Origin of the sequence: Rossellomorea sp. NPDC071047 (assembly GCF_050270195.1) — a bacterium.
In the GTDB taxonomy this organism is placed as follows: Bacteria; Bacillota; Bacilli; order Bacillales; family Bacillaceae_B; genus Rossellomorea.
This window is the reverse complement of record NZ_JBNNJT010000005.1, coordinates 1-24,751: the sequence shown is the minus strand read 5'-3', so window position 1 is coordinate 24,751 and position 24,751 is coordinate 1. Positions and strand designations below refer to the sequence as shown.

The following is a 24,751-nucleotide window of genomic DNA, read 5'->3' as shown; positions in this document are numbered from 1 at the left end:
ATTCTAGCACTATGCATACAGAATAACCTAATATTTTCATATGTAAGTAGATAAGTAGTTGACAGTGAAAAACCAGCCTCATCGGCTGGTTTTTCTCAAGCGAATGCTTTTTCCTGCTCATTATGGAAGAAACTTTTCATGGCATGGAATACATCGGCTTTTTGTTTGAGAATGTAATAACGGAAATCGTCGTTTTTAATATTTTTGTAGGCTGACATCAAGGTGGAGTGGCGGTTATACTGGTTCACTTCCCCGTAACCGAACATGCTGGATACTTTCATTAATTCTTCTACAAGCTTCACGCATCGTACGTTATCAGAAGTCAGGTTATCCCCATCAGAGAAATGGAACGGATAAATATTATAGCGGCTAGGAGCATACTTTCCATCGATTAGTTCCAACGCTTTGCGATAAGCAGATGAACAGATGGTTCCACCGCTTTCCCCTTTCGAGAAGAAGTGTTCTTCTGATACCACTTTGGCCTCGGTATGATGTGCGATGAATTCAATTTCTACGGTTTCATATTTTGTTCTCAGAAAACGTGTCATCCAGAAGAAAAAGCTTCTTGCCATATATTTCTCCCATACTCCCATGGATCCACTCGTATCCATCATAGCCAATACGACCGCTTTGGATTCAGGCTTCAATACTTCATTCCACGTTCTAAACTTCAAGTCTTCGGTATATATCGGATGAAAGCTTGGTGCTCCTTTCATGGCATTCCTCTTAAAGGCAGTCATCATCGTCTTCTTTTTATCTATATTCCCCATTAGGCCTGTTTTACGGATATCGTTGAATTCAATGTGCTCGACGGTTTGAACATCTTGCTCCTTCTTCTTCAGGTTCGGAAGCTCCAATTGGCTAAATAAGGCTTCTTCAATCTCAAGCATCGACACTTCTGCTTCATAGTAATCTTCACCGGCTTTATCTCCGGCCCCTTGACCTTTTCCAGGACCCTGTTGCTGCGGTGAGCCGTCTCTTGCAATGACGTCTCCTACCTGACTTTCACCGTCACCTTGCCCGACGTGCTTATTCTTATCATAGTTATAACGAATTTTATACTCATCTAAAGAACGAATCGGGATCTTGACGACGTCTCGACCATTTGACATGACAATGTTTTCTTCAGTGATCAAATCAGGTAAGTTATTTCGAATCGCATCCTGTACTTTCTCTTGATGTCTTTGTTGATCATCGTGACCTTTGCGGTGGAGGGCCCAATCTTCCTTGGAAATGACAAACTGATGATTATCCATTTGACTCAAATTATTCCCCTCCTTAAAGTTTTTTCACATTTCTTCATTCTCCTGCATACACTATGTTGACTGTCTAAACTGCATATATCCCATGAAGTGAAACGGGGATTACTCTATCCTATGCAGAAGTATTGATAAATTTACAAATAATTTCGACAATTAAACGTTCTTTTAAGGTTGGACGAGCCTATTTTTCTGACAGGTTATGTAATAACCGTGAATGACCGATTTCCTCCAAAAAAAATAACCAGGCAGAATCACCTGATTAAGCTTCTTCTTCATATTGAGCCGGGTCTGATACTCGATTGTGTATCTTTAATTCGCCACTGGAACGTAATTTTTCCATCTGCTTCCCTAGCTTAATGACTTCCTCCATATTGGAGGCCATACTTCCGTTAAGAGGTTCTGCTTCTTCTCGACGATGAGGTTTAGAAGACATCCTCTCCACCCACTTTCATGTAAGATAATGGGCCCAGCTCTCTATCTATAGACTATTATATTCAGAGTTTTCCGTCAACTATTCCTTGTCTTTTTCTTTATATTGAACAGGATCCGGCTGCTTTTTGTCCTCTTTCAGCTCTTCATTCGTTCTTAGCTTGTCCATTTGCTTTCCCAGCTGCTCCATTTCTTCCATATCAGATGCCATGGAGCCATTTTCAGGTTCATAGTTTTTATCCAGTTCATGTTTATTTTTGCTCATAACTTTCACCTCTTGGCTACTACTTTTCCCTTTACCAGAAAAAATAAACCACATAGAAAAATCGGGAGGTGTGTTTGGCACCTCCCGATTTCATTTCTATTATCGATTCAACAGGCTACCCACATAGCGCAGTAATTCATTGGCGGATGTTGAGTTGTAGCCATGCTCATCGATGAGGCGGGCAACCACTTCGTTGACTTTCTTCAGCTGCTGTTCGTCTGGCGTTTTCGATGATGTCGTGATTTTCACAACGTCCTTCAAGTCAGCGAATAGCTTCTTCTGAATGGCTTCTCTCAAGCGATCATGTGAATTGTAGTCAAATCGCTTACCTTTACGGGCATAGGCAGAGATACGGATAAGGATTTCTTCACGGAATGCTTTCTTCGCATTTTCTGAAATACCGATTTGTTCTTCAATGGAGCGCATCAGCTTTTCATCCGGATTGATTTCTTCACCGGTCAATGGATCATGAAGCTTTGCCTTATTGCAATAAGCTTCAACGTTATCAAGATAGTTATCCATAAGTGTTTTCGCAGACTCTTCATAAGAGTACACGAAGGCTTTTTGAACTTCTTTCTTGGCGATATCATCATATTCCTTACGGGCGAGGGAGATAAAGTTCAAATACTTATCACGAAGTTCATTCGTAATTGATGGGTGTTGGTCCAGTCCTTCTTTCAATGCACGAAGAACATCTAACGCGTTAATCGTCGGTATCTCTTTTCGAATGATCGTAGACGAAATTCGGTTAATGACATAACGCGGATCGATTCCGCTCATTCCTTCATCCTGGTATTCCTTCTTCATCTCATCCACATCTGCAGAATTAAAGCCTTCGACATTTTCCCCGTCGTACAGGCGCATCTTCTTGATCAAATCGATATCACCGCGTTTAGGTTCCTTCAATCGGGTCAAAATGGTAAACATCGCCGCTACCCGTAACGTATGTGGGGCCACATGGACATTCGACACATCACTTTCGTTGATCATTTTCTCATATATTTTCTCTTCCTGGGTTACCTTCAGGTTATATGGAACCGGCATGACGATAATACGTGAGTGTAAGGCTTCATTTTTTTTGTTTGAAATGAAGGATCGGTACTCAGTTTCATTCGTATGGGCCACAATCAGCTCATCAGCCGAAATTAGTGCAAACCGCCCGGCCTTGAAGTTTCCTTCCTGGGTAAGGGATAATAAGTGCCATAAGAACTTTTCATCACACTTCAGCATTTCCTGGAATTCCATCAATCCACGGTTTGCTTTATTTAATTCCCCATCAAATCGGTAAGCCCGTGGGTCTGATTCAGAACCAAATTCGGCAATCGTGGAGAAGTCGATACTTCCTGTTAAATCGGCAATATCCTGTGACTTTGGATCAGATGGACTGAACGTACCGATTCCGACACGTTTATCTTCAGAGAAAAAGACTCTTTCGACCTGAACGTCTTCTATACGGCCATGATACTCTTTCTCCAAACGCATAGTATTTAACGGAGAGAGATTTCCTTCAATGCGAATGCCATATTCGTTGTAAAAATCTTCACGTAAATGTTGAGGAATCAGATGCAATGGATCTTCGTGCATCGGGCAGCCTTTGATTGAAAAGACGCCTCCTCTTTCAGTCCGGGAATATTGTTCCAGCCCGCGTTTCAGCATGGAAACAAGGGTTGATTTCCCTCCACTGACTGGCCCCATCAGTAACAAGATTCTCTTTCTGACATCTAATCGCTTCGCAGCAGGATGAAAGTATTCTTCAACGAGTCTTTCCAGCGCCTCTTCTAAGCCAAATAATTGATTGCTGAAGAATTTATACTTTCGTTTCCCCTCGACCTCCTCAACTCCGGCATCCTTAATCATATTAAAGACTCTTGAATGAGCGGATTGCCCAACCCAAGGCTTCTCTTTCAGCAGGTCTAAATACTGAGCAAACGTCCCTTCCCATTTCAGTTTCTCTTCTTCTTCTCGGTAATGTTCGATTTTTTTTAAAATATCCATAAGGACCTCCCCCTGTCGCTTAATGAGAGACGATTAATATACTCTATGCGCTTGTTCACCTGAACATGTTAACAAGATATATTTATTACATACAATGGTTCGGTATTCACAATAAACAGCAGAATGAGACTTTCGAAAAATAATGGTTTCATTATCAATCAGCCAAGCTGTCACAGATCAACAAAAAATTAAACGATTTCATTCACATCAAATAAAAAATAGGCTATACTAAAGACAGACTGTGGAATAAGTGAAACTGGGAGGTTACCAAACATGGGTACTATAATGATTATAGGTGTATCTTTAGCGTTCTTAGTAGCGATTTTCACTGCTGGATATAATGATAAACCCGGCTCCAACTAATTCATAAACTAAAAAAACTGGCCTTGGCCAGTTTTTTTAGTTATTGCGCCATATTAAATTAAGACCAATCACCACAATTGTTCCGACAATCAAACCATTACTCATTACAATTTGAAGTGAACTCGGAAGATCTTCGAAAAAATCCGGAGATTGAAAGAAGAGACTTGTGCCGCACAAAAGTGAAATACTAATGATTGATAACTCCCTTTGATTCAACTTATTAGAAGTAATCTTTTTTAATGAAATGATAAACATATTCACAATTGTCGAAAGCAATGCTGCACTCGCGACGGCTACAGGCAAAGTGGACACTACATGCACCACTTGTGGCATAAAGGATATAAGTAATAAACTGCCTGCTGCTATAAGAAATGGAAGACCATTTCTTTGTTTCGTAGTTTGTACGAAACCTGATGTAACCGGCAAAGGCACAATGGCAAGAGCAGAAAAAATGGACGATAACCAATGATTGATTCCTCCGACGACAAAGCCTCTTCTTATACTGTCTTGTTTATTGATTTTCTTTCCATCAAATACCTCATACATCGAATCAATGGCTGCAATATTGTTTAGAATCAGCGTAAAAGAAAACAGAATAGTCGCAGTGATGATATTACCATTGATTGCAGGTGGTCCCCATGAAAATAGTTCTGGGAAAGCTACGCCACTAAGATCCCTCTGTCCAATAGGGATGGAAGCACCACCCAACAGGGCGAACACACCCCAGCCAATGATGATACCGATTAAGAGGGAAAACTGCTTTCCCCATCCTTTTGCTTTAATTGACAGAATCACAATAAAGACAAAAACGAATATGGCAAGCATCGTCAGTTTCCAATCAACGCTTCCTTCTTCTTGTACGATCATCCCTTTAAAAAAGATGCCACTAAGCTGAATCGCTAGAAGAAACAAAAAAACACCTGAAACTAAAGGTGGAAATACTCTTTCGTAAAATGATTTGTTTTTCACTAATCCCATGAGAATCAGTATACATCCTGCTAAAGCAAGTGAGCCCATGCCAAGTGATAGTGATTCTTCAACCGACAGGCCAATTTGCTTAGAAAAGCCAGCCAAAATAACAAAGACACTTACCCAGGATCCAGCCGGTCCTTCAATAATCGGAAGGGAATGTCCAATTACTTTCTGAAGAATGGAGCCGAGAGCAACCAGGAAAAGCGTTCTTTGCATTAACCCTGATATCTCGGTCTCACTTAATCCAAACACACTACCAATTACAATCGGAAGAGCAATCGACGTTCCGATCAAAAACATGAGCCATTGAAAGCTTTGCAGGGTTATTCTTACGGACTGCCCTTTGTATTTCATGATACTTTAACCGCTCCGGCTTTAAGCAGTATCTTCTCAATTTCAACAAAACCTCTTTCCCTGGCATGCTCAATGGGTGATTTTCCTTCCTGATCAGGTATCGTTACATCGGCACCATACTCGATTAATGTGGCAATAATTTCTTGATGCACCTTTCCTCCATCACTCAATACAATGGCTTCCATCAAGGCTGTCCAGCCAAGGTCATTTATATGATTGATATCGACGTTTGTTTTTTCCAATAGAAGTTTGACGGTCTCACCGTGGCCTTTTTCCGCTGCTGGAATAAGCGCGGTTCCGCCATATCGATTTACTAAAGCAGGATCTGCTCCTGCTTCGATCGTGAGAAGCAGAATGTCATTCATTCCTTCTGCACCAGCATACAGAAAGGGATTGTTTTTTAATTCATCCTTTAAATGAATATCAGCTCCCTTATCAATAAGCAAACGAACCATATCCGGGTTATTTTGATACGTCGCAAGCATTACAGGCGTTCTACCGAGGGCATCCTGTTGATTAATATCGGCACCTTCATCAATTAACGTTTCAACTTCTTCAATATATCCTTCTTTTATATAGGTGAAAATCACTTCTTTTTCCTCCTCTTGAGCATTGAACGAACATCCCGCCAGAGTGCTGATAAAGATAGCCATGAGCATTTTCTTCATTTTCACTCCCCCTAACAACTTTTAGGGTAACATGTCTTGATATATATGAATAATATCTATTAAATTGTATTATTATATATTTATTGTATAAGAGAGGTGATTTCCATTCTGGACCTTAAACAACTGCGTTACTTCATGACGATTGTAGAAGAAAAAACAATACTTGCTGCAGCAAAACGACTACATATGTCTCAGCCACCCCTAAGTCAGCAGCTGCGCACGATGGAAGAGAATCTCGGTGTGAGCCTGTTTTACCGGAAAGGGAGAAAACTGGTGATTACAGAGGCCGGTAAAGCCCTTTATCAGCATTCATATCAGATGATCAAGCTGCTGGAGGCTGCAGAGGCAGAAGTGAAAGAAATTGGTTCAGGAGAAAAAGGCAAGCTGAGGATTGGTGTAAATACATTATCTGACATTGATCTGCCACATATTTTAGCAAAGTATGAAAAGAAATTTCCGAACATCACTTATAATATTCATCAAAATGAATCCTCACAGCTCATTCATCTTTTAGAATTACGCGAGATTGATGCTGCACTGATCCGAATGCCCTTTTCAGCAGACAATATGGCGAAGGTGGTCCTTCAGGATGAGCCATTTTACTACATTACGAGTGTTCCTACTCTAAGTCTAGACACGATTACATTAGAGGATATTGTTCATCAGCCATTAATCCTTCCCAGTACACAAAGTTTGGGCTTGTACGAAATGATTGTCCAGTCATTTATTTCAATCGGGTTGACTCCAAATGTAAAGGCAGAATGTTCGGATACCGTCCTCCTTGCCAATCTTGTAGAACAAGGATTCGCTTCCTCCATCGTTCCCCATAGTGCTTTGCAAGTATTTAAGCATAAAGATGTTCAACTGGTGGAAATTGAGAACATGAACAACGCAAGCTACGGAATCGTATGGAAAAGAGACTTCTATCTGCCTAAGACAACGAAAGAATTTATCCGGTTAGTCACAGAACACTTTCAGATTGAGCTTTTGGAGATAAATTAGGAAAAAAAGCCCGAAAAGGATTTGATCCTTTCGGGCTTTTTCCAAGTTTCTTTATCTGGACTATAGAGATCTACCTTTTATTGAATCCCTTCTTCTCTATAAATTCCTTCATATACATGCGCTTCTTCCCTGAAAGCATGTTGGCCATTTGCTCCGTCCATCGATCCGATCGTTTGCCCGCCGTTCGTGCATGATAATAGGAAGAGATGGTTTCGTCATAACGATCAAGTTCCTCTTTCATGGACCCTTCATCACGTTGATATGAATCCTCATGATAAACGGCTTCCATTGGCAACCTCGGCTTCACATCAGAACTTCCTCGAGGGATACCGACAGCCAGCCCGAATAAAGGAATGACCCGATGAGGAAGCTCCAGGAGTTCACTCACTGATTCCAGATCATTTCGAATTCCTCCAATATAGCAAATGCCCAATCCCATCGATTCTGCGGCAATGGACGCATTTTGAGCCGCTAGTGAAGCATCAATCAAAGCCACCATGAATTTCTCCGTGCTTTCCAGTGTAGGAATGACATCTGCATTTTCCCATTCACCTATTTTCTCGTGGCGGTACAAATCGGCACAAAATACAAAGAAATGACCGTTTTCCTCTACATATGATTGTGGACCGGCAAGCTCCGCCAACTTCTTCTTTTTAGCAGTGTCCTTCACTCCGATGATTGTATATGCTTGAATATAACTCGACGTACTCGCAGCTTGGGCACTCGAGACAATTGTACGGATTTGCTCCTCTGTTAATAGCTCATTCTTGAAATGACGAATGGATCGATGCTTAAGAATCGTTTCAATGGTTTCGTTCATTATGTACTCTCTCCTTCACATTCTTTCCCTTAGTATAAGCCAAATAAAAAAAGGAATGAAAATCATATGATTCTCATTCCTCGTTTTTTATAACAGACCCGGATAATTTCTTTGTCTTAATGCTTCATAGATCAGAATCGCCGCTGTATTGGAAAGGTTCAATGAACGGACGTTTTCGTTCATTGGTATGCGCAGGGCACGATCCAAATTATTTTGGATGATGTCATCCGGCAGTCCGGATGTTTCCCTGCCAAAAATGAAGAAGTAATCCTTCTCTTCCACACTGTAATCAAAGTCAGTGTGAGGGATCTTTCCGTATTTTGTTAAATAGAAAAATTCTCCGCCGTCATTTTTCTCGAAGAACTCTTCAATTGAATCATAGTATACAATGTTTACAAACTGCCAATAATCAAGGCCTGCCCGCTTTAACATTTTATCATCTGTTGAGAACCCGAGTGGACGAATCAAGTGCAGAGTTGTATCCGTTGCTGCACACGTTCTAGCAATATTCCCTGTATTAGCAGGGATTTCCGGTTGATATAATACAACATGTACTCCCATGTTACTGTCACCTCATTCATAAAACTCTAAGTGACATTATACCATTTCCTCCCCATAGAACAAGACTTAGCCGTCATCTACTATTGTAAAAAATCTATATTTGATATTGGGTGTATAAGCCGTCGAGTCCTCATATTTCCAATATCGCATTCTGCTGTTGAACGTATGGGCATTCACGAGAGGCTCTCCCGCAGCATCTTTACCCGTCACGATCGTAGTATGGTCAAAACGCCCATCCCCCTCGAAGTCATAGCAGATGACATCACCAAGCTTCAACTCTTTAGCATCATTTACCTGTCTCCCCCTTAACCCGACCGTCGAATTCGGGATATACAACCTCAAGGAATTCGCCACCGTCCAGCTATAGCTCCAGTTCTGATTTCTCATCCACCAGCCCTTCCCCTTAGCAGGATACCCACGCATGGGAGCATCCCCAGCATGGAGGCACTGTGAAATATAGTTCGTGCAATCATTCTCAAACTTCTTAAACGCAGGGTTATAGCTGTTCCACCAACGTTCAGCATATTGCACCGCACTCAGCCGATCATATTGATACACCGCTCTAGCTTCTTTCTCCCCGAAAGTTGAACTCTCTTCACGTACGATATTCTCTTCATATTGAATTGGGATCTCGCCGTCTTCATAAATCTTATCCCTATAAATGGATGCATGTCTATTCTCTACTTCTTCTTCTAAATAAAGAAGATCGCCATGCTTAATAAGATATTTATAGTGAACATCATATAAAATGTTTTGTGTTTCATTTCGCTGAGGTGACATGCTTTGTATTTTCCCTGCTGCATCCACCTTTACAATTTCCGCATTTCGCTGAAGACAAGATTCCTTCTTTCTTTTCACTTTGTCACTGTGATAATCGGACTGACTACGAGATGTATATTCATCAATCACATGTTGGACCTTTTCCATTAACAGCTTTCTGATCATTGTCTTCCCTCCTCCCTAATTGTTATGCGACGAAGGGACTGTTCAAAACAAAAAAGGATAAACTCAGGTGGATTTGTGAGTTTATCCTTTTGGGCTATTTGGTTATAAGGTTAAGACCCTTTTGAATTTCGTTTAGTACATCGTCATCCGTTTCTACTGATTGTTGTTTTAGTAATGCCTGCTGTGCTTCTTCACCGCCGATTTTGCCCAGGGCCCAGGCAGAGGTCCCGCGAATGACGGGCCTCACATCTTTTTTCATCACATCAATCAGATCGTCAATGGCTGTTGTATCCTTATAGTGGGCCAAGGCGATGATTGCGTTTCGCTGAATCGGCTTCTTACCTCTCCACGAACCGGATACATGACCGTACTGTTCTTTAAATTCACGATTACTGATCGTTAAAAGCGGCTTTAATAGCGGCTTTGCAATTTCTGGATCCGGCTCCATCTCTTCGTGGAAATGAAAGTCCATCCCTTTATTTTCAGGACATACAGTTTGGCAGGTGTCACATCCATAAAGACGGTTCCCAAGCTTTACCCTGTACTCATCCGCAAGAAAGCCCTTTGTCTGCGTCAAAAAGGCAATGCATTTCTGAGCATCCAGCTGTCCACCTTCTATAAGAGCACCCGTTGGACAGACATCCACGCATTTATTGCATGTACCACATTGGTCCTCCATCGGTGAATCAGGGGCAAAAGGAAGATTCGTCACCGTTTCCCCGAGATACACATAGGACCCGAACTCGGGCGTGATTATCGAGCAGTTCTTTCCGCTCCAACCAATGCCTGCCCGCTCTGCCACCGCACGATCGACCAGTTCACCTGTATCCACCATTGATTTGAAACGTGCCTGTGGAACTCTTGATAAAATAAATTCTTCCAGCTTTGAAAGACGATCCCGAAGCACATGGTGATAATCCGTCCCCCATGATGCCCGGCAAAAGATCCCCCGCCTCTCTCCCCGTTTGCTTTGTGGAGCATCCTTCATCTTTGAAGGGTAGGCAAGGGCAATGGCAATGATTGATTTGGGTCCATCAAAGATCAAAGAAGGATCGACCCGTTTCTCGATATCTTTTTCTTCAAAACCGGATTGATACCCAAGCATTTCCTGACGAAGAAGCCTGTTCTTCATTTCCGAAAACGCACCAGCTGTCGTAAATCCGATTTTATCAATTCCGATTTCCTTACTATAATCGATGATATCCTGTTTTAACTGATCCATATCCATTGCCCTTTCCTCCCTTCTATCTATAAATATATTTACGTCTACTTACGTGAAATGGCAACGTGTATTATGATAAACTATTTTAAAACAAATGTGGAGGGAAAATAAGTGGAAATCACGATCGATTCACCTATAACATCCAGAATCCCTGATTTTAAAGTAGGATTCATTCAATACCATCATATCGAAGTCGGCGCTTCTCCTCAAATGCTGAAAGGCAGACTTCAGCTGTTCCAGGAATCCATCTTTTTTGATCTTCACGATAAAAATGTGACGGAAATAGAAGGAATTGCCGCGTGGAGGGACATCTTCAAGAAAACAGGAAAGGACCCGAATCGCTATCGTCATTCAGCCGAAGCCCTCTTTCGCAGGGTCAAAAAACAGAACTACCTTAGCACCATTAACTCAAGTATCGATCTTAACAATTTCTTCTCCCTTCAATATGAAGTGCCCATCGGCATTTACGACAGAGCTCAACTTAAGGGAGACACCATTCAATTGAAAATTGGTGAAACCGGACAATCATACATAGGGCTCAACGGCCGGGAAAACTCCCTGGAAAACCTCATCGTCGCCTGTGACGGGGACGGACCTTTCGGAAGTCCATTCGTGGACTCAGACCGTGCACCCGTCGGCGAAGAAACCAAAAATGCCGTTCAAATCATCTTTCTGAAGCCTTCTCTTTCTATAGAAGAAAGTGGGAAACTCACGAAATCATTAATGGATATGTTCATCGGGATTCATGGTGGGGAAGGATCCTTTGAAGTGGTAGGTGGATAGAAGTTTGAGCAGGATCCCTGGTTGGTGGGATCCTGTTTTTTATTGAGAATCTTGTGCGAGAACCCATAGCTAATCAAGAGATCTCAGCCGATTTCATGGATCTTATGCATAAGATTGGCTTATTCCTAAGATGAATCGGAATTTCCAGCCCGATTTCGACTGCGGCCTAAGTCAATCGAGCCAGAATTCATGATATTCCGGCCGTTTTTGCTTCTAATCCAGCCGAAATCACGTTTAATCCGGCCGTTTCTTGTGAAAATCCAGCCGTTTCCGCAAATAATCCAACCGATTTACATTAACTGTAAATTGCACACTGCACCTATGAGACTAACACTCTCACTCCACCACCCACTTAAAAAAGAGAGCCCAATGGACTCCCTCCTTATAAAACCTATACCCACCACATATCCGATGGCTGCTCTTCAATCAAGATCGACTTCAAATTCTTCACGGCACGTCCGAAGCCCTCTTCAATCGACATAATCGGATCCTCGTGCTCGATGCTCACCACATAATCGTATCCAAATGTGCGCAATGCACTCATCATATCCGACCACTCCTGCAAGGAATGTCCGCAACCCACTGAACGGAAGGACCACGCTCTTGTTTGGATGTTTCCGTAAGGCTGCATATCCGTCAGGCCGTACATATTGACGTTTTCTTGGTCGATATACGTATCTTTCGCATGGAAATGATGTATCGCATTTTCCTTACCTAGTATTTTAATCGCGGCAACCGGATCGATTCCTTGCCACCACAGGTGACTTGGATCCAGGTTGGCACCGATCGCGTCACATGTTTCTTCACGAAGCTTCAATAACGTATACGGAGTATGAACAAGGAAACCCCCGTGCAGCTCGAGACCGATTTTCACGTTATGATCCTCTGCAAGCTTCCCTGTTTCTTTCCAATATGGAATCAACTTTTCTTCCCATTGCCATTTGAGAATATCCCCATATTCATTCGGCCAAGGGGATACTGGCCAGTTCGGATGCTTTGCTCCTTCATGGTCACCAGCAGTACCGGAAAAGCAATTCACAACTGGAACGTTCATCAGTCCCGCAAGCCTGATTGTTTTCTGAAGTGCCACATGGGATTCTTCCGCAAATGCTGCATCTGGCGAGATGGGATTTCCGTGACAGCTGAAGGCACTGATTTGAAGTCCTCTTGATGTTACTTTCTCTAAGTATTCGTTTCTCTTTTCTTCACTTTCTAAAAGGGCGTCAAGGTCACAGTGAGCATTTCCGGGATATCCTCCAGTGCCGATTTCGACTGCGTGTAGCCCGGATTCTTTTACATAATCAAGCATTTCATCAAGATTTTTTTGTGAAAATAATACAGTAAATACGCCTAGTTTCATTTGAGCTTTCCTCCTATTTCAATCGGATGCTTTGTCCGGTTTCACTGCTTTTGTAAATGGCATCAATTATTTGGGACACTTGCATAGCTTCCTTGGGCTTCACAACCAGCTCCTCTAAACCGAGACAGCTGTTGATAAAGTTCCGGGCTTGTGGAAGACTCGGATCACCTTCACCGGGAACCCAATCCGCTTCACTATTCAGAAGCATGCCATGTTTCATCTGGTTCATTTTGAACGGGAATAGATCGATTCCTCCGGTTTCGCCTGAAATGCTCAGAGTTTCTTCATCGCTCTTGACGTTTGCAGACCAAGACGTTTCGAAGAGCATGGATGCCCCGTTATCGAACTTGATATAAGCCGTAACATGATCATCGACTTCAAATTTCTCTTTATCAAAGTCTCCCCACAGATTCACTTGATCTGGCATTCTACTAAGCTTGTTATAGGTCGTTCCTGTTACTTCAACAGGTGCCGGGTTCCCAAGGAGCCATAGGGATAGATCCAGAAAGTGACATCCGTAGTCGATCAAGCTGCCACCGCCTTGCAGCTCCTTGTTGGTAAATACTCCCCAGCCAGGGACTTTGCGGCGACGGATCGCTCTTGCCCTTGCAACCATTGGTTCGCCAATTTCATCTTCCATGATCACTCGCTTCGCAGCACGAGAGTCCTTCATAAAGCGATAATGATAAGCGATAGCCAGAACCTTCCCTGACTCATCCGCAGCTTCGATCATCATTTCACATTCTTCAGGAGTCATGGCCATTGGCTTCTCACAAAACACATGGAGACCTGCTTTGAGCGCTGCAATCGTGATTTCCGCATGAAATTTATTCGGAGTACAGATCGTTACAGCATCCACATGCCCGAACATGTCCCGATAATCACTGAACACATTCGGAATGTTAAAGGTTTCTGCCACGGTTTGAGCAGTGACTGGATTGATATCACTGATCGCCTCAATGGAAACAGAATCTGATAGATTTATAAAAGTAGGGATGTGACGCGTTTGGGCAATGCCTCCAACGCCGATCACTCCCATCCGAAGTTTTGTCATAGATGCATTCACCTCTATAGCTTTATGATTCGTTTTGTTTCACTTGATTCCAGGGCAGACAAAACAACTTCAAGAGATTTCTTTCCTTCTTCTCCCGTAACAGGAGGCTCTGCATCATGAAGGATACTGTGAACAAATTGATCGATCACACGGGAATTCGTCTGGCCGCCCTCGTCATTTGTTTGAATGCCGCCAAGCTCATACTTAACTACTTCTCCTGTTACGTATTGAACGATAAGAGAGTTGACCGGATCATCTTCTAAACGGAGGATTGCTTTCTCTCCATAAATGATCGTAGAGTTGTCTTCTTTAGAAACATAAGACCAGCTTGCTGCAAGGGTGCCGATTGTACCGCTTTCAGTTTTCAATACACAAACAGCCGTATCATCCACATCTGCATTTTCCTTTGCACTAGTTTCAACAAAGGCACCGACTTCGGCAAATTCTTCCCCTAAGATGTAACGAAGAAGATCGGTTTTATGAACACCAAGGTCCCCCATGGCACCGATGAACGCTTCGTCCTTTTTGAAGAACCAGCTGTTTTTACCGTCAGCACTCCAGCCTTCAGGTCCACCGTGTCCAAATGCAGAACGGAAGCTATAGATTTTACCTACTTCACCACTTTCAATCAGCTGCTTCGCTTTTTGGTGTGAAGGGACAAAACGCTGGTTATGAGCAATCATCAATTTTTTACCGTTTTTAGCAGCGGCATCGATCATGCTTTGAGCTTCTTCACTTGAAGTGGCCATCGGTTTTTCACATAATACATGCTTTCCAGCGTTTAAGGCATCGATGGAAATCGGAGCATGCAGGTAATTCGGTGTACACACACTAACAGCTTCCACTTGGGCGTTCGCCAATAGTTCTTTATGATTGGTATACGCTTTTGCTCCGACTGCATCGGCCATCTTCCATGCCCGTTCTTCCACGATGTCACACACTGCTACCACTTCTACGTCTTTATTGTTTGCATATTCCGGCAGATGACGATGCTGGGCGATGCTTCCACACCCGATTACCCCGATTTTTAATTTACTCATGATTTTTCCTCCTCTTGTTTTTTAGTTAGATCCTTTGATTTCTTCTAAAGGCTGTGCGTTTCCGTATACCGGTCTTGCATGATCTACAGGGGATGCCCATTTCACTGCATTGACGATGACCTTCTGAACGTCTTCATTGTAATAAGTTGGATACGTTTCATGTCCAGGACGGAAATAGAATACTTTTCCGTTACCACGCTGATACGTACACCCGCTTCTAAACACTTCCCCACCTTCGAACCAGCTCACCATCACAAGCTGATCGGGAGTAGGAATGTCAAAATGCTCTCCATACATTTCTTCCTTCTCAAGCTCGATGTATTCCCCGAGCCCAGCTGTAATCGGATGACTTGGATCGACTATCCAGATGCGTTCTTTCTCATCAGCTTCCCGCCATTTCAAGTCACAGGAAGTACCCATCAATGTTTTGAAGATTTTAGAGAAATGACCTGAATGAAGGACGATTAATCCCATTCCATCAAGGACACGCTGTTTCACTCTTTCAACAACTTCGTCTTTCACTTCATCATGGGCGATATGTCCCCACCAAACCAATACGTCTGTACCATCCAATACTTCCTTTGTTAGTCCGTGGTCACCCTCGTCTAATGTAGCCGTTTTCACATTGAATGATGCTTCTCCCAGGAAAGAGGCAATGGCACCATGAATTCCTTCAGGGTACACTTCCCTCACTTTCGGATTCTTCTGCTCATGACGATTTTCATTCCATACTGTAACGTTCAACATTGTAAAACCTCCAAGTTAAGTGTTTGATTGTAATTGCCGGTATTCATTCGGTGTCATCCCGACTTGCTTTTTAAATACTTTACTGAAATATTTTTCATTCCCATACCCTACACCATAGGCGACTTCATAGATTTTCAAATATGGATTCTCAAGCAACTTCTTTGCTTTTCCCATCCGGATATTCGTAACGTAATCCGTGATGGTAGATCCATGATCCTGTTTGAACTTACGTGAAATGTATTCCCTGCTTAAGTAAAAGCGATCGGCAATGTCCTGAAGGTTAATATCCTCTTGATAATGCTGCTGAAGATATTCTTCAATCCGCTGCATATTGTTCTTTTCCCGCTGATACTTTGCCTTTGAAAGGGTTTGAATTAATTCACTGAACTCTTTCGCCTTTTCCTCTTTAAATTTCCTGAACGAAAACGAGCCGTCTTCATTCCAATAATCCAGGCCCCTGTAGAATGGTTCCTGCTGCTGAATCTCATACTCTTTCAACCAATTATTCCGTAATAACTCAAATTGATTTTCCCACATCTGGAGCTGCTCCAGTGAGAGGGCATGCCCCGCTTCCATCTGTGAAAATATCCCCTCTAACTGGGACCTGACCTGATCGCCGCTTCCTGAACGGATTGCCCATATTAATTCATTGGAGTGATCCAAAAGGTGCAGCAGGGGTCTCGGTTTCATATCTTTATGGGTCACGATTTTCTTTTGATCAAGCAGGGTATGCTTTAGATAAACTTGTAAAGCAGATTCATACGCTTCGTTTATTTTCTTGGACTTCTTCCCAAGTGCAATAATCGTAAAGAGTTTGCTATATTGATAGATCAATGAGTAGATTTCCTCTAACAGATACGTCACATTTTTATCGTTCCAGAAGAGGATCACAAGCTCTTCTTCTTTGTTCCCATTCCGGAAGCAAACTCCATCATTTTGCTTTCGCAGTAATTCATTGCAAATATTGCTAAGGGTAAAAAAGGCCAGGTCCCGGTCTCCTTGAAAGAGTTTCTCCACGATCGGTTTGATTGGGATGAGGGCAACGGTCTTTTCCAGTTTTGTAATGGAAATCCGAAACTCATTTTCAACCTTTTCTACCATCTCAGGTGTAATGCTCTCCTTCGCACAGAGACTTGAGAATATACGATCCCAGTAAAGGGGCTTTACCTCATTCATCACACGATTTTCCTCGACTTGAGATTTTCTTGATTTAGCCTGTTCATTCCACTCTTTTACCGCTTTATCCAGTGTTTCATTTAACACATCCGGTTCAATCGGCTTAAGAATATAATCAAAGCTTTTGTAATAGATCGCGTTTCTCATATACTCGAAATCATCATACCCGCTTACAACGATGGTTTTGCTTTTAAGGTCAGAGGCATGAAGCCATTTTAAAAGGGTGATGCCATCCCGCTTAGGCATCCTCATATCAGTGAAAATGATTTCCGGCCGGTGCTCTGTGATCAATTCGATGGCTTCGTCTCCATCTTCTGCCTCCAGAATGGTGTGGATCCCATGCTTGTCCCATTCCGCTAATAAAAGTAACCCCTCACGCACATGCTTTTCGTCGTCAATGATGATTGCTTTCATTTGCATCACCTTCCATTCGTATTGGCAGCCTCATGGTGACCATAAAGCCTCCCCCATCATGATTTTCAAGCTGTAAAGTGGCCTGGTGGTCATAGTAGAGCTTTAAGCGGACATACACATTCTTCAGTCCGATATTGGTCTCATCCCCCGTTTTATTCCAAGCATCCGCTTTAAAATGATCCCCGATTTCCCGAAGTCTGCTTTCCGTTACGCCAACACCATTATCACGGACAATCATCACCAATTCTTCCTCATCCTGAAAGCAGGATAACCATATACGACCTACCCCTTCCCGGATATCGAAGCCGTGTTTGAAGTAGTTTTCAATGAGAGGCTGAAGGATCATCTTCGGTACCGGGATCTCCATTACCTCATCTTCTACCTCAACACTGTAATCCAGATTTTCACCGAAACGTTCCTTTTGTAAAAGAAGATATGCGTTCGTGTAATTGATTTCCTTACTTAATGGGACCACATCCTCCTCCATATTCATCCCGTACCTCATTATTTTAGAAAGGTGGGTGATCAGGGAGTAGATTTGCGGAACCTTGTTCTTCAAGGCAATCGTTCCAATGGATTGCAGGGCATTATAGAGAAAATGCGGATTGATTTGAGACTGTAGAACCTTTAATTGATTCGTCTTGTTCTCGAGCTCCAGCTTGTACTCACGGTTGATCAGATGATTGATCCGCTCGATCATCTGCTGAAACCTGAAGCCAAGGATCCCTATTTCATCGGAACCGAACGATTCAGACTGTAGCTTCATATTCCCTTTTTCAACCTGCTGGATATTTTGAAGCAGAATCCTTATTGGTGATGTGATTTTAAAAGATACAAAGAGAGTTGCCAGGACCACCAGGGATAATCCGAGTACTCCGAATAAAATATTAATCTTTGCCACACTAAATGCGCTTTCATAAAGATTTACGTAAGGAACCCTTTTCACTAACAACCAACCTCCAGCTGAAGCAGGTAGCTGGTCGTACATCATCACCCCATTGAAAGAGTCCTCTTTCCACTCGAGTGTACCTGATACATCTTTTGATTCCATTATCTTCTTAATCCACTTCTGGTTGTTACCATCGTCCGACACATCCCGGTCCGAGCTATAAATCATTTCCCCTTCGGAAGAAAGAAGGTAGAATTCTTCTGACTTATCGTTATACAGGTTTCTACTCAAATCGATGATCTTGTCGGGTGAAACCTCCAATGAAATATACGCGAGCACCTCATCACCGGGAACGTTTCGGAATGCCCTGTGAATCGTGACAATATCCTTCGACCGGTTAATATTCTTTTCTTCCTGACTATGTGTTGGTTCAATATACATGTTATAAGGACTGCGCTCTGCATTTCTGAAGGATTTCCATTGCGTATCCCTTACCTTATTGGAAAAAACAACGGTAGATCGCTTGGTTGCCGAGATGACGCGGTGACCATCAGCGAAGGAAATGCGTACCCCGTTAATCGTGTCCCCTGTGTAGAGAATCGTTTGCACAACATTCTTAACAATGCCGATCGTCAAGTAATTATTCTCTTGACCGGGTGATCTCATGAAGTTAATAAAATCAGGATTATTATAGAGTGACAAAGTTAACCCGTTTAGCTCATTAATATAGCTCTCCAGATTAACCTTCCCCTGATAAAGAAGATTGCTGCTCTCCTCCACCACCTGCTCCTCTATGGAATCCTTCGTATACAAATATGTAATAATAATCGAACTGCCAAACGGCACAATCGTCGTAATCATCAACAACACAATCAACTTATTCCGAATGCTGGTCTTTAACATGAGGGACGGACCTCCCAGGTCTCACTTATACACTAGTATAAAGTGTTTTTCCCCGCTCTTGGAAGTGTTTTTTCGAAATATTCCTATTAAACTTATAAAATAGAAAGCATGCCCTAAGTAGACATGCTTTCTATTATTCGATTTACTTCAAGTTATCCCATGTTTGCTGGAATCGCTCAAGTACAGTATCATAATCAATTTTCCCTGCGGCATATTCCTGGATCGTTGCAGCGAATTCCTTATTCGCTCCATCCGGCCATTTGAACCAAGTCCAAGGAATCGTCTTCTCTTCTTTAGAATAATCAAGGATTGACTGACCTAAGTCTCCAAGACCATTTGGCTCGATGTTATCGAATGCCGGGATGAACGCAAACTCTTCCGTGATATAACGCTTACCAGTTTCAGATGAAACCATCCACTCCAAGAATGTTTTCGCTTCTTCAAGATGCTCTGAGTTCTTGTTTAATACCCAGTTATTCGGTACACCTACAGGAAGGCGATCAGCACTATCATCATTGCTGATAGAAATTGGAAGGAAGCCCATGTTGATTTCAGGATTGATCTCAGTGATCATGTTCTCAGTCCAGTTCCCTTGTTGCAGCATCGCAGTTTCACCAGAAGCAAATAGCGTTACTTGTGTATTGTAATCCGTCGTTAATGGATTATCATTTGCATACTTAAGCTCAGCATCTAAAACTTCTTTGAACTGCTTGAACTTTTCGTTTCCTACAATCTTCTCAGAACCGTCATATAGTCCGGCGATGAACGCATCCGGATCTTCCTGCTGAGCAAAAGGAATGTTAAGTAAATGTTGACCAATTACCCACCACTCGCCGTAACCAGCTGAGAAAGGTGTGATTTTCTTTGCTTCCAGCTTCTTCGCAGCGTCTTTTAACTCATCGATCGTTGCAGGCGGCTCTGTAATTCCTGCTTCTTCAAATAAATCTTTATTGTATACAAATCCGTAACCTTCAAGGTTTACCGGCATACCATAAAGCTTTCCATCTTCATCCGTCATTGGAACTTTACCGATTGGAAGAACATGTTCAACCCATGGCTCACCAGAAAGATCCGCTAACTTTTCTTTCCAAAGTTCTAACTCTTTAAAACCACCGTTGTTGAAAATGTCCGGCTCTTCACCAGAAGCAAATTTCGCTTTCAATGCTGCACCGTAATCGGCACCCCCACCAACTGTTTCAAGCTTAATCTTAATGTTTGGATGCTCAGCTTCAAACTCATTAATCATTTCTTGCAGCTGATCGGCAATTTCAACCTTGAACTGGAAGAAGTTAAGAGTTACTACATCGTCACCTGATCCAGACTCTCCACCTGATTTGCTTGTAGTGTCTTTAGAAGAACAGCCAGCAATAATTCCAAATACTAAAACCAAAGACATACAAAGTAAAAGTATACGTTTCATAAATGGATTGACCTCCCTGATATAAATTATTTTATATAAATTTCTGTCTCAATGATAGACCATCTCGACAGAAACTTTATATCTACTTAATTGACCCTGAAGCAATACCTTTGATGATATGCTTCTGTAAAAATAAGAAGAAAATGATGATCGGTGTAATGCCAAGCACCAATGCTGCAAGACCCATATCCCATTGCTTCGTATACTGGGCGAAGAATGAGCTTGCTGCAAGTGGAATCGTACGCAGCTCTGCATCCTGTAATACAAGAAGAGGAAGCAGATAGTCATTCCAAATCCATAAAGTGTTCAGAATGATCACGGTCACTGTTATCGGCTTAAGTAATGGGAATACGATTCTCCAGAACACACCAAACTGACTGCAGCCATCAATCATCGCGGATTCTTCAATCTCAATCGGAACGGTTTTCACAAATCCATGATATAAGAACAGAGAAAGTGGTACCCCAAATCCGAAGTACATGATGATCAAACCTGGAATGCTATTTGTAAGTCCAAGAGTCCCCCCAACCTTCATAAGGGGAATCATCACCGTCTGGAAAGGAATGACCATGGCAGACACAAAGATGACAAATAAGATTTTGCTGAACTTCCCTGGCGTACGTACCATCTTCCACGCTGCCATGGAACTGATAATCACTAATCCAATATTACTGAAAACGGTGATGACCAAGGAGTTCCAGAATGCACGAGGGAAGTTGATGATCTCCCACACTTTCGCATAATTAGAGAAAACAAATTCCTTGGGCCACGCCGCCGCATCAATCAAAATCGCAGCAAATGGCTTCACTGAGTTAATCAGTACGAAGTAGAAAGGGATAAGGAAAATGAGCCCTATGACAATTCCGATAATCTCTAATACAAACGTTCTTTTCGTATAGCGATTGCCCATTACGCCTGAACCTCCTTCTTCTTCGTCACCATCACCTGAATCGTCGTGAACACTGCCACTACCACAAAGAACAGAATCGATTTCGCTGTTCCCAGGCCATAACGGTTGTTCTGGAATGCCTCTTGGTAAATATTGATCGCAACAGATTGTGTAGAATTGAATGGTCCCCCACCTGTTAACGAGATGTTCAAATCGAATATCTTAAAGGCCATTGAAATCGTCAAGAAGAAACAAATCGTGAATGCCGGTAGAATCAACGGAATGATAATCTTCGTCAACAACGTCCAGTTAGATGCTCCATCTATCCTCGCTGCTTCCAATAGTGAATTATCCACCCCTTGCAATGCCGCAACATAGATGACCATCATATAACCACTGATCTGCCATGCAAACACGATGACAATCCCCCAGAATGCCGTCTTCTCATCACCAAGCCAGGGCATTTTAAAGAATCCTATATCCGTCATATTCCCAAGGGATGCAAACCCTTTAACAAAAATGAACTGCCAGATGAACCCGAGTAGCAATCCACCGATCACGTTCGGAATAAAAAACACTGTCCGTAAAATATTTCGGGTCTTCAATGCCGCATTTAACAGTAACGCAAATCCAAAACCTATTAAGTTACTAATAAACACAGCCGCAAACATAAACTTCGTCGTAAACATAAAAGAATTGAAGAACGTCTTATCATCCGTAAAGATCTTAATATAATTCTCAAACCCAACCCATTCAACAACCGAGCTAACACCATTCCATGAAGTAAACGAGTAATACACTCCCATCAAGAACGGAAGAATCTGAATCACTAAGAAAAATATAAGTGCCGGTCCAACAAAGGCAGCATACGTCAGCAAGCTCTTATACTTAAACTTCTTCTTCGTCACTGCCTTCATTTGTACGTCTGGGCTTACTGGTCCAGTCTGAATCTTTGGTTCCACCCGTATCACCACCCTAACTGTGTAATCGCTTTCTTACATTATAATGGCAGCGCTTTCTTAAAAAGGGGAACTCAATTGACAAAGAAGGTGCAATATTTTGACTAGATGGGTTTGGTTGGGGGAGGTGGTGGGTAAATGAAAAGGTTTGTTTTTTTTCGTTTGGTTAGGCGAACGCAGGGTGCAATGCGTTTTTGAAAATAAAATGCTGGAATTGAAAATAAAAGTGGAGATTTTGAAAATAAAATCGTGGAATTGAAAATAAATGATCCAGTTTTGAAAATATATTGGTCTTGATCGAAAGTAAATGGACCTAAGTCGATCAGATAAACATCAATAATGTTGAAAATGATACTAAATAGATGACTTTTCATAATTAAACAATAAAAAAAGACTTTCTCATAATGAGAAAGTCTGTCGTATGTAAGTTGGAGCGGGTGAAGGGAATCGAACCCTCATCATCAGCTTGGAAGGCTGAGGTTTTACCACTAAACTACACCCGCGGATGGTACCGGTGGCCGGGATCGAACCGGCACTCCAGAGGAACACGATTTTGAGTCGTGCGCGTCTGCCAATTCCGCCACACCGGCATTACATTTGGAGGCGGCAACCGGATTTGAACCGGTGATCAGGGTTTTGCAGACCCATGCCTTACCACTTGGCTATGCCGCCTTAATATTGGAGCGGAAGACGGGATTCGAACCCGCGACCCCCACCTTGGCAAGGTGGTGTTCTACCACTGAACTACTTCCGCACTACTGGGCTAGCTGGATTCGAACCAACGCATGTCGCAGTCAAAGTGCGATGCCTTACCGCTTGGCTATAGCCCACTGATAGTATATGTCTCGGAAATGAAAATGTGACTTTTATGGGGCGACTGATGGGAATCGAACCCACGAATGCCTGAACCACAATCAGGTGCGTTAACCACTTCGCCACAATCGCCATGATATAATTGGCAGGGGTAGTAGGAATCGAACCCACACCAAAGGTTTTGGAGACCTTCGTTCTACCTTTAAACTATACCCCTATGAAATATAATTAAATTCCAGTGTTTTCTCTTGCTATTCGTATTGAAGCATAATGCTCCGCTTCGCTGCGCAAAGTTTAAGGAAGATTATTTTACTTCGCTGACGCTTCGTAAAAAATCTTGGTGGAGGGGGGCAGATTCGAACTGCCGAACCCGAAGGAGCGGATTTACAGTCCGCCGCGTTTAGCCACTTCGCTACCCCTCCACATATGAAATCACTCGAGTGGTGCCGGCAAGAGGACTTGAACCCCCAACCTACTGATTACAAGTCAGTTGCTCTACCAGTTGAGCTACACCGGCATCAAGAATAGTGATAAATGGTGGCTCAGGACGGAATCGAACCGCCGACACATGGATTTTCAGTCCATTGCTCTACCAACTGAGCTACTGAGCCACTATGTAAAATAAAAATGGCGGTCCGGACGGGACTCGAACCCGCGACCTCCTGCGTGACAGGCAGGCATTCTAACCAACTGAACTACCGGACCAGAGTTTTTTGCGCCAGCAAAATAACTTTCATTACCTCACGACAGTCAAAATAACTATCCATGCGTGACTCTTCAAGGATTATCCTATCCTAAGTCAAAAATGGTATTGCGGGGACAGGATTTGAACCTGCGACCTTCGGGTTATGAGCCCGACGAGCTACCGAACTGCTCCACCCCGCGACGATATAATTTGTTAAGTTAAACATAAAAATTATGGTAGATTATTTTATTCAGCTTAGGCTTCGTAAATAATCATGGTGGAGGATGACGGGATCGAACCGCCGACCCTCTGCTTGTAAGGCAGATGCTCTCCCAGCTGAGCTAATCCTCCAATAGATTGATTGTTTTGTTTTCACTTTCGAATAAAAAGTGTTGGTGACCCATACGGGATTCGAACCCGTGTTACCGCCGTGAAAGGGCGGTGTCTTAACCGCTTGACCAATGGGCCTTAATAAGAAGAAATGTTATGGCGGAGAGCAAGGGATTTGAACCCTTGAGACAGCATTAACCGCCTACACGATTTCCAATCGTGCTCCTTCGGCCACTCGGACAGCTCTCCATATGATGGCTCCGCAGGCAAGATTCGAACTTGCGACCGATCGGTTAACAGCCGATAGCTCTACCACTGAGCTACTGCGGAACGATATGCCTGGCGACGTCCTACTCTCACAGGGGGAGATCCCCCAACTACCATCGGCGCTGAAGAGCTTAACTTCCGTGTTCGGCATGGGAACGGGTGTG

21 protein-coding genes, 16 tRNA genes and 1 rRNA gene are annotated in these 24,751 nt (G+C 42.8%); 2 read left to right on the top strand and 36 right to left on the bottom strand.

All coding sequences use genetic code 11. The features are described 5' to 3' along the window. Positions 1–95: 95 nt before the first annotated feature. The 6 genes from yhbH to ACQKFO_RS16710 all read right to left on the bottom strand — a co-directional run bounded on the left by yhbH (position 96) and on the right by ACQKFO_RS16710 (position 6,314). Positions 96–1,256: a sporulation protein YhbH gene (yhbH, locus tag ACQKFO_RS16735; protein ID WP_427600294.1), complete on the bottom strand. Its 1,161-nt coding sequence runs from the start codon at positions 1,254–1,256 to the stop codon at positions 96–98. 265 nt (positions 1,257–1,521) lie between these two features. After that, positions 1,522–1,695 (bottom strand): hypothetical protein, encoded by a 174-nt coding sequence (locus ACQKFO_RS16730; RefSeq protein ID WP_149154994.1) that lies wholly within the window; start codon positions 1,693–1,695, stop codon positions 1,522–1,524. A 78-nt stretch (positions 1,696–1,773) separates the two neighbouring features. After that, positions 1,774–1,956, bottom strand: coding sequence for a hypothetical protein (locus tag ACQKFO_RS16725; RefSeq protein ID WP_397553184.1), 183 nt, complete (start codon positions 1,954–1,956; stop codon positions 1,774–1,776). A 99-nt stretch (positions 1,957–2,055) separates the two neighbouring features. Beyond that, the gene (locus tag ACQKFO_RS16720) at positions 2,056–3,951 is read right to left on the bottom strand and encodes a PrkA family serine protein kinase (RefSeq protein WP_044337899.1); all 1,896 of its coding nucleotides are present in this window, start codon (positions 3,949–3,951) and stop codon (positions 2,056–2,058) included. A gap of 399 nt (positions 3,952–4,350) precedes the next feature. Further along, positions 4,351–5,640: a purine/pyrimidine permease gene (locus ACQKFO_RS16715; RefSeq protein WP_427600017.1), complete on the bottom strand. Its 1,290-nt coding sequence runs from the start codon at positions 5,638–5,640 to the stop codon at positions 4,351–4,353. Next, positions 5,637–6,314 carry an ankyrin repeat domain-containing protein gene (locus ACQKFO_RS16710; RefSeq protein ID WP_427600016.1) on the bottom strand — a complete coding sequence of 226 codons (678 nt, stop codon included), beginning with the start codon at positions 6,312–6,314 and terminating at the stop codon, positions 5,637–5,639. The genes ACQKFO_RS16715 and ACQKFO_RS16710 overlap by 4 nt, the downstream gene beginning before the upstream one ends. 90 nt (positions 6,315–6,404) lie before the next feature. Here ACQKFO_RS16710 and ACQKFO_RS16705 point away from each other — a divergent pair, with 90 nt between their 5' ends. Further along, complete coding sequence (locus ACQKFO_RS16705) at positions 6,405–7,310, top strand: LysR family transcriptional regulator (RefSeq protein ID WP_427600015.1); 906 nt, start codon at positions 6,405–6,407, stop codon at positions 7,308–7,310. 70 nt (positions 7,311–7,380) lie between these two features. Here the strand turns inward: ACQKFO_RS16705 and nfsA are convergent, their stop codons facing one another. From nfsA to queG, 4 genes are all read right to left on the bottom strand, one after another. Next, positions 7,381–8,130, bottom strand: a complete 750-nt coding sequence (gene nfsA / locus ACQKFO_RS16700) for an oxygen-insensitive NADPH nitroreductase (protein ID WP_427600014.1) — start codon at positions 8,128–8,130, stop codon at positions 7,381–7,383. An 87-nt stretch (positions 8,131–8,217) separates the two neighbouring features. Then, positions 8,218–8,691 (bottom strand): tRNA (uridine(34)/cytosine(34)/5-carboxymethylaminomethyluridine(34)-2'-O)-methyltransferase TrmL, encoded by a 474-nt coding sequence (gene trmL, locus ACQKFO_RS16695; RefSeq protein ID WP_113971500.1) that lies wholly within the window; start codon positions 8,689–8,691, stop codon positions 8,218–8,220. A gap of 66 nt (positions 8,692–8,757) precedes the next feature. Further along, the gene (locus ACQKFO_RS16690) at positions 8,758–9,636 is read right to left on the bottom strand and encodes an amidase domain-containing protein (RefSeq protein ID WP_427600013.1); all 879 of its coding nucleotides are present in this window, start codon (positions 9,634–9,636) and stop codon (positions 8,758–8,760) included. Positions 9,637–9,730: 94 nt separating this feature from the next. Continuing rightward, positions 9,731–10,864 (bottom strand): tRNA epoxyqueuosine(34) reductase QueG, encoded by a 1,134-nt coding sequence (gene queG, locus ACQKFO_RS16685; RefSeq protein WP_427600012.1) that lies wholly within the window; start codon positions 10,862–10,864, stop codon positions 9,731–9,733. Between the two features lie 105 nt (positions 10,865–10,969). Between queG and ACQKFO_RS16680 the strand changes: the two genes are divergently transcribed. Further along, a complete protein-coding gene (locus tag ACQKFO_RS16680; RefSeq protein WP_427600011.1) occupies positions 10,970–11,641 on the top strand; it encodes a B3/B4 domain-containing protein in 672 nt (223 codons plus the stop codon). Between the two features lie 391 nt (positions 11,642–12,032). On the opposite strand, the gene ACQKFO_RS16675 is transcribed toward ACQKFO_RS16680, so the two are convergent. From ACQKFO_RS16675 to rrf, 26 genes are all read right to left on the bottom strand, one after another. Then, positions 12,033–13,001 carry a sugar phosphate isomerase/epimerase family protein gene (locus ACQKFO_RS16675; RefSeq protein ID WP_427600010.1) on the bottom strand — a complete coding sequence of 323 codons (969 nt, stop codon included), beginning with the start codon at positions 12,999–13,001 and terminating at the stop codon, positions 12,033–12,035. 13 nt (positions 13,002–13,014) lie between these two features. Then, positions 13,015–14,055: a Gfo/Idh/MocA family protein gene (locus ACQKFO_RS16670; protein ID WP_427600009.1), complete on the bottom strand. Its 1,041-nt coding sequence runs from the start codon at positions 14,053–14,055 to the stop codon at positions 13,015–13,017. Between the two features lie 14 nt (positions 14,056–14,069). Further along, positions 14,070–15,095: a Gfo/Idh/MocA family protein gene (locus tag ACQKFO_RS16665; RefSeq protein ID WP_427600008.1), complete on the bottom strand. Its 1,026-nt coding sequence runs from the start codon at positions 15,093–15,095 to the stop codon at positions 14,070–14,072. Positions 15,096–15,116: 21 nt separating this feature from the next. Then, entirely contained in the window at positions 15,117–15,842 is a 726-nt protein-coding gene (locus ACQKFO_RS16660; RefSeq protein WP_427600007.1) for a ThuA domain-containing protein, read from the bottom strand. Positions 15,843–15,857: 15 nt separating this feature from the next. After that, positions 15,858–17,432: a response regulator gene (locus ACQKFO_RS16655; protein ID WP_427600006.1), complete on the bottom strand. Its 1,575-nt coding sequence runs from the start codon at positions 17,430–17,432 to the stop codon at positions 15,858–15,860. Then, positions 17,413–19,224, bottom strand: coding sequence for a sensor histidine kinase (locus ACQKFO_RS16650; protein ID WP_427600005.1), 1,812 nt, complete (start codon positions 19,222–19,224; stop codon positions 17,413–17,415). The genes ACQKFO_RS16655 and ACQKFO_RS16650 overlap by 20 nt, the downstream gene beginning before the upstream one ends. Positions 19,225–19,366: 142 nt before the next feature. Beyond that, complete coding sequence (locus ACQKFO_RS16645; protein WP_148968228.1) at positions 19,367–20,644, bottom strand: ABC transporter substrate-binding protein; 1,278 nt, start codon at positions 20,642–20,644, stop codon at positions 19,367–19,369. Positions 20,645–20,726: 82 nt separating this feature from the next. Further along, positions 20,727–21,554 carry a carbohydrate ABC transporter permease gene (locus tag ACQKFO_RS16640; RefSeq protein ID WP_148968227.1) on the bottom strand — a complete coding sequence of 276 codons (828 nt, stop codon included), beginning with the start codon at positions 21,552–21,554 and terminating at the stop codon, positions 20,727–20,729. Then, positions 21,554–22,495 (bottom strand): carbohydrate ABC transporter permease, encoded by a 942-nt coding sequence (locus ACQKFO_RS16635; protein ID WP_427600004.1) that lies wholly within the window; start codon positions 22,493–22,495, stop codon positions 21,554–21,556. Before ACQKFO_RS16635 ends, ACQKFO_RS16640 begins: the two co-directional genes overlap by 1 nt. 426 nt (positions 22,496–22,921) lie before the next feature. After that, positions 22,922–22,995 (bottom strand) — tRNA-Gly (locus ACQKFO_RS16630). 3 nt (positions 22,996–22,998) lie between these two features. Further along, positions 22,999–23,082 (bottom strand) — tRNA-Leu (locus ACQKFO_RS16625). Positions 23,083–23,090: 8 nt separating this feature from the next. Beyond that, positions 23,091–23,164, bottom strand: a tRNA-Cys gene (locus ACQKFO_RS16620). 7 nt (positions 23,165–23,171) lie between these two features. Then, positions 23,172–23,246, bottom strand: a tRNA-Gly gene (locus tag ACQKFO_RS16615). 4 nt (positions 23,247–23,250) lie between these two features. After that, a tRNA-Gln gene (locus tag ACQKFO_RS16610) sits at positions 23,251–23,322 on the bottom strand. A gap of 39 nt (positions 23,323–23,361) precedes the next feature. Continuing rightward, positions 23,362–23,437 (bottom strand) — tRNA-His (locus tag ACQKFO_RS16605). An 11-nt stretch (positions 23,438–23,448) separates the two neighbouring features. After that, positions 23,449–23,522, bottom strand: a tRNA-Trp gene (locus tag ACQKFO_RS16600). Between the two features lie 121 nt (positions 23,523–23,643). Continuing rightward, positions 23,644–23,727: transfer RNA gene (locus tag ACQKFO_RS16595), tRNA-Tyr, on the bottom strand. 19 nt (positions 23,728–23,746) lie between these two features. After that, positions 23,747–23,822 (bottom strand) — tRNA-Thr (locus ACQKFO_RS16590). 18 nt (positions 23,823–23,840) lie between these two features. After that, positions 23,841–23,916 (bottom strand) — tRNA-Phe (locus ACQKFO_RS16585). A 17-nt stretch (positions 23,917–23,933) separates the two neighbouring features. Next, positions 23,934–24,010: transfer RNA gene (locus ACQKFO_RS16580), tRNA-Asp, on the bottom strand. Positions 24,011–24,116: 106 nt separating this feature from the next. Then, a tRNA-Met gene (locus tag ACQKFO_RS16575) sits at positions 24,117–24,190 on the bottom strand. Positions 24,191–24,265: 75 nt separating this feature from the next. Then, a tRNA-Val gene (locus ACQKFO_RS16570) sits at positions 24,266–24,341 on the bottom strand. Positions 24,342–24,383: 42 nt separating this feature from the next. Beyond that, positions 24,384–24,458 (bottom strand) — tRNA-Glu (locus ACQKFO_RS16565). A 19-nt stretch (positions 24,459–24,477) separates the two neighbouring features. Then, positions 24,478–24,569: transfer RNA gene (locus ACQKFO_RS16560), tRNA-Ser, on the bottom strand. 6 nt (positions 24,570–24,575) lie between these two features. Beyond that, positions 24,576–24,650: transfer RNA gene (locus ACQKFO_RS16555), tRNA-Asn, on the bottom strand. 7 nt (positions 24,651–24,657) lie between these two features. After that, positions 24,658–24,751, bottom strand: a 5S ribosomal RNA gene (gene rrf / locus ACQKFO_RS16550); the annotation flags it as partial.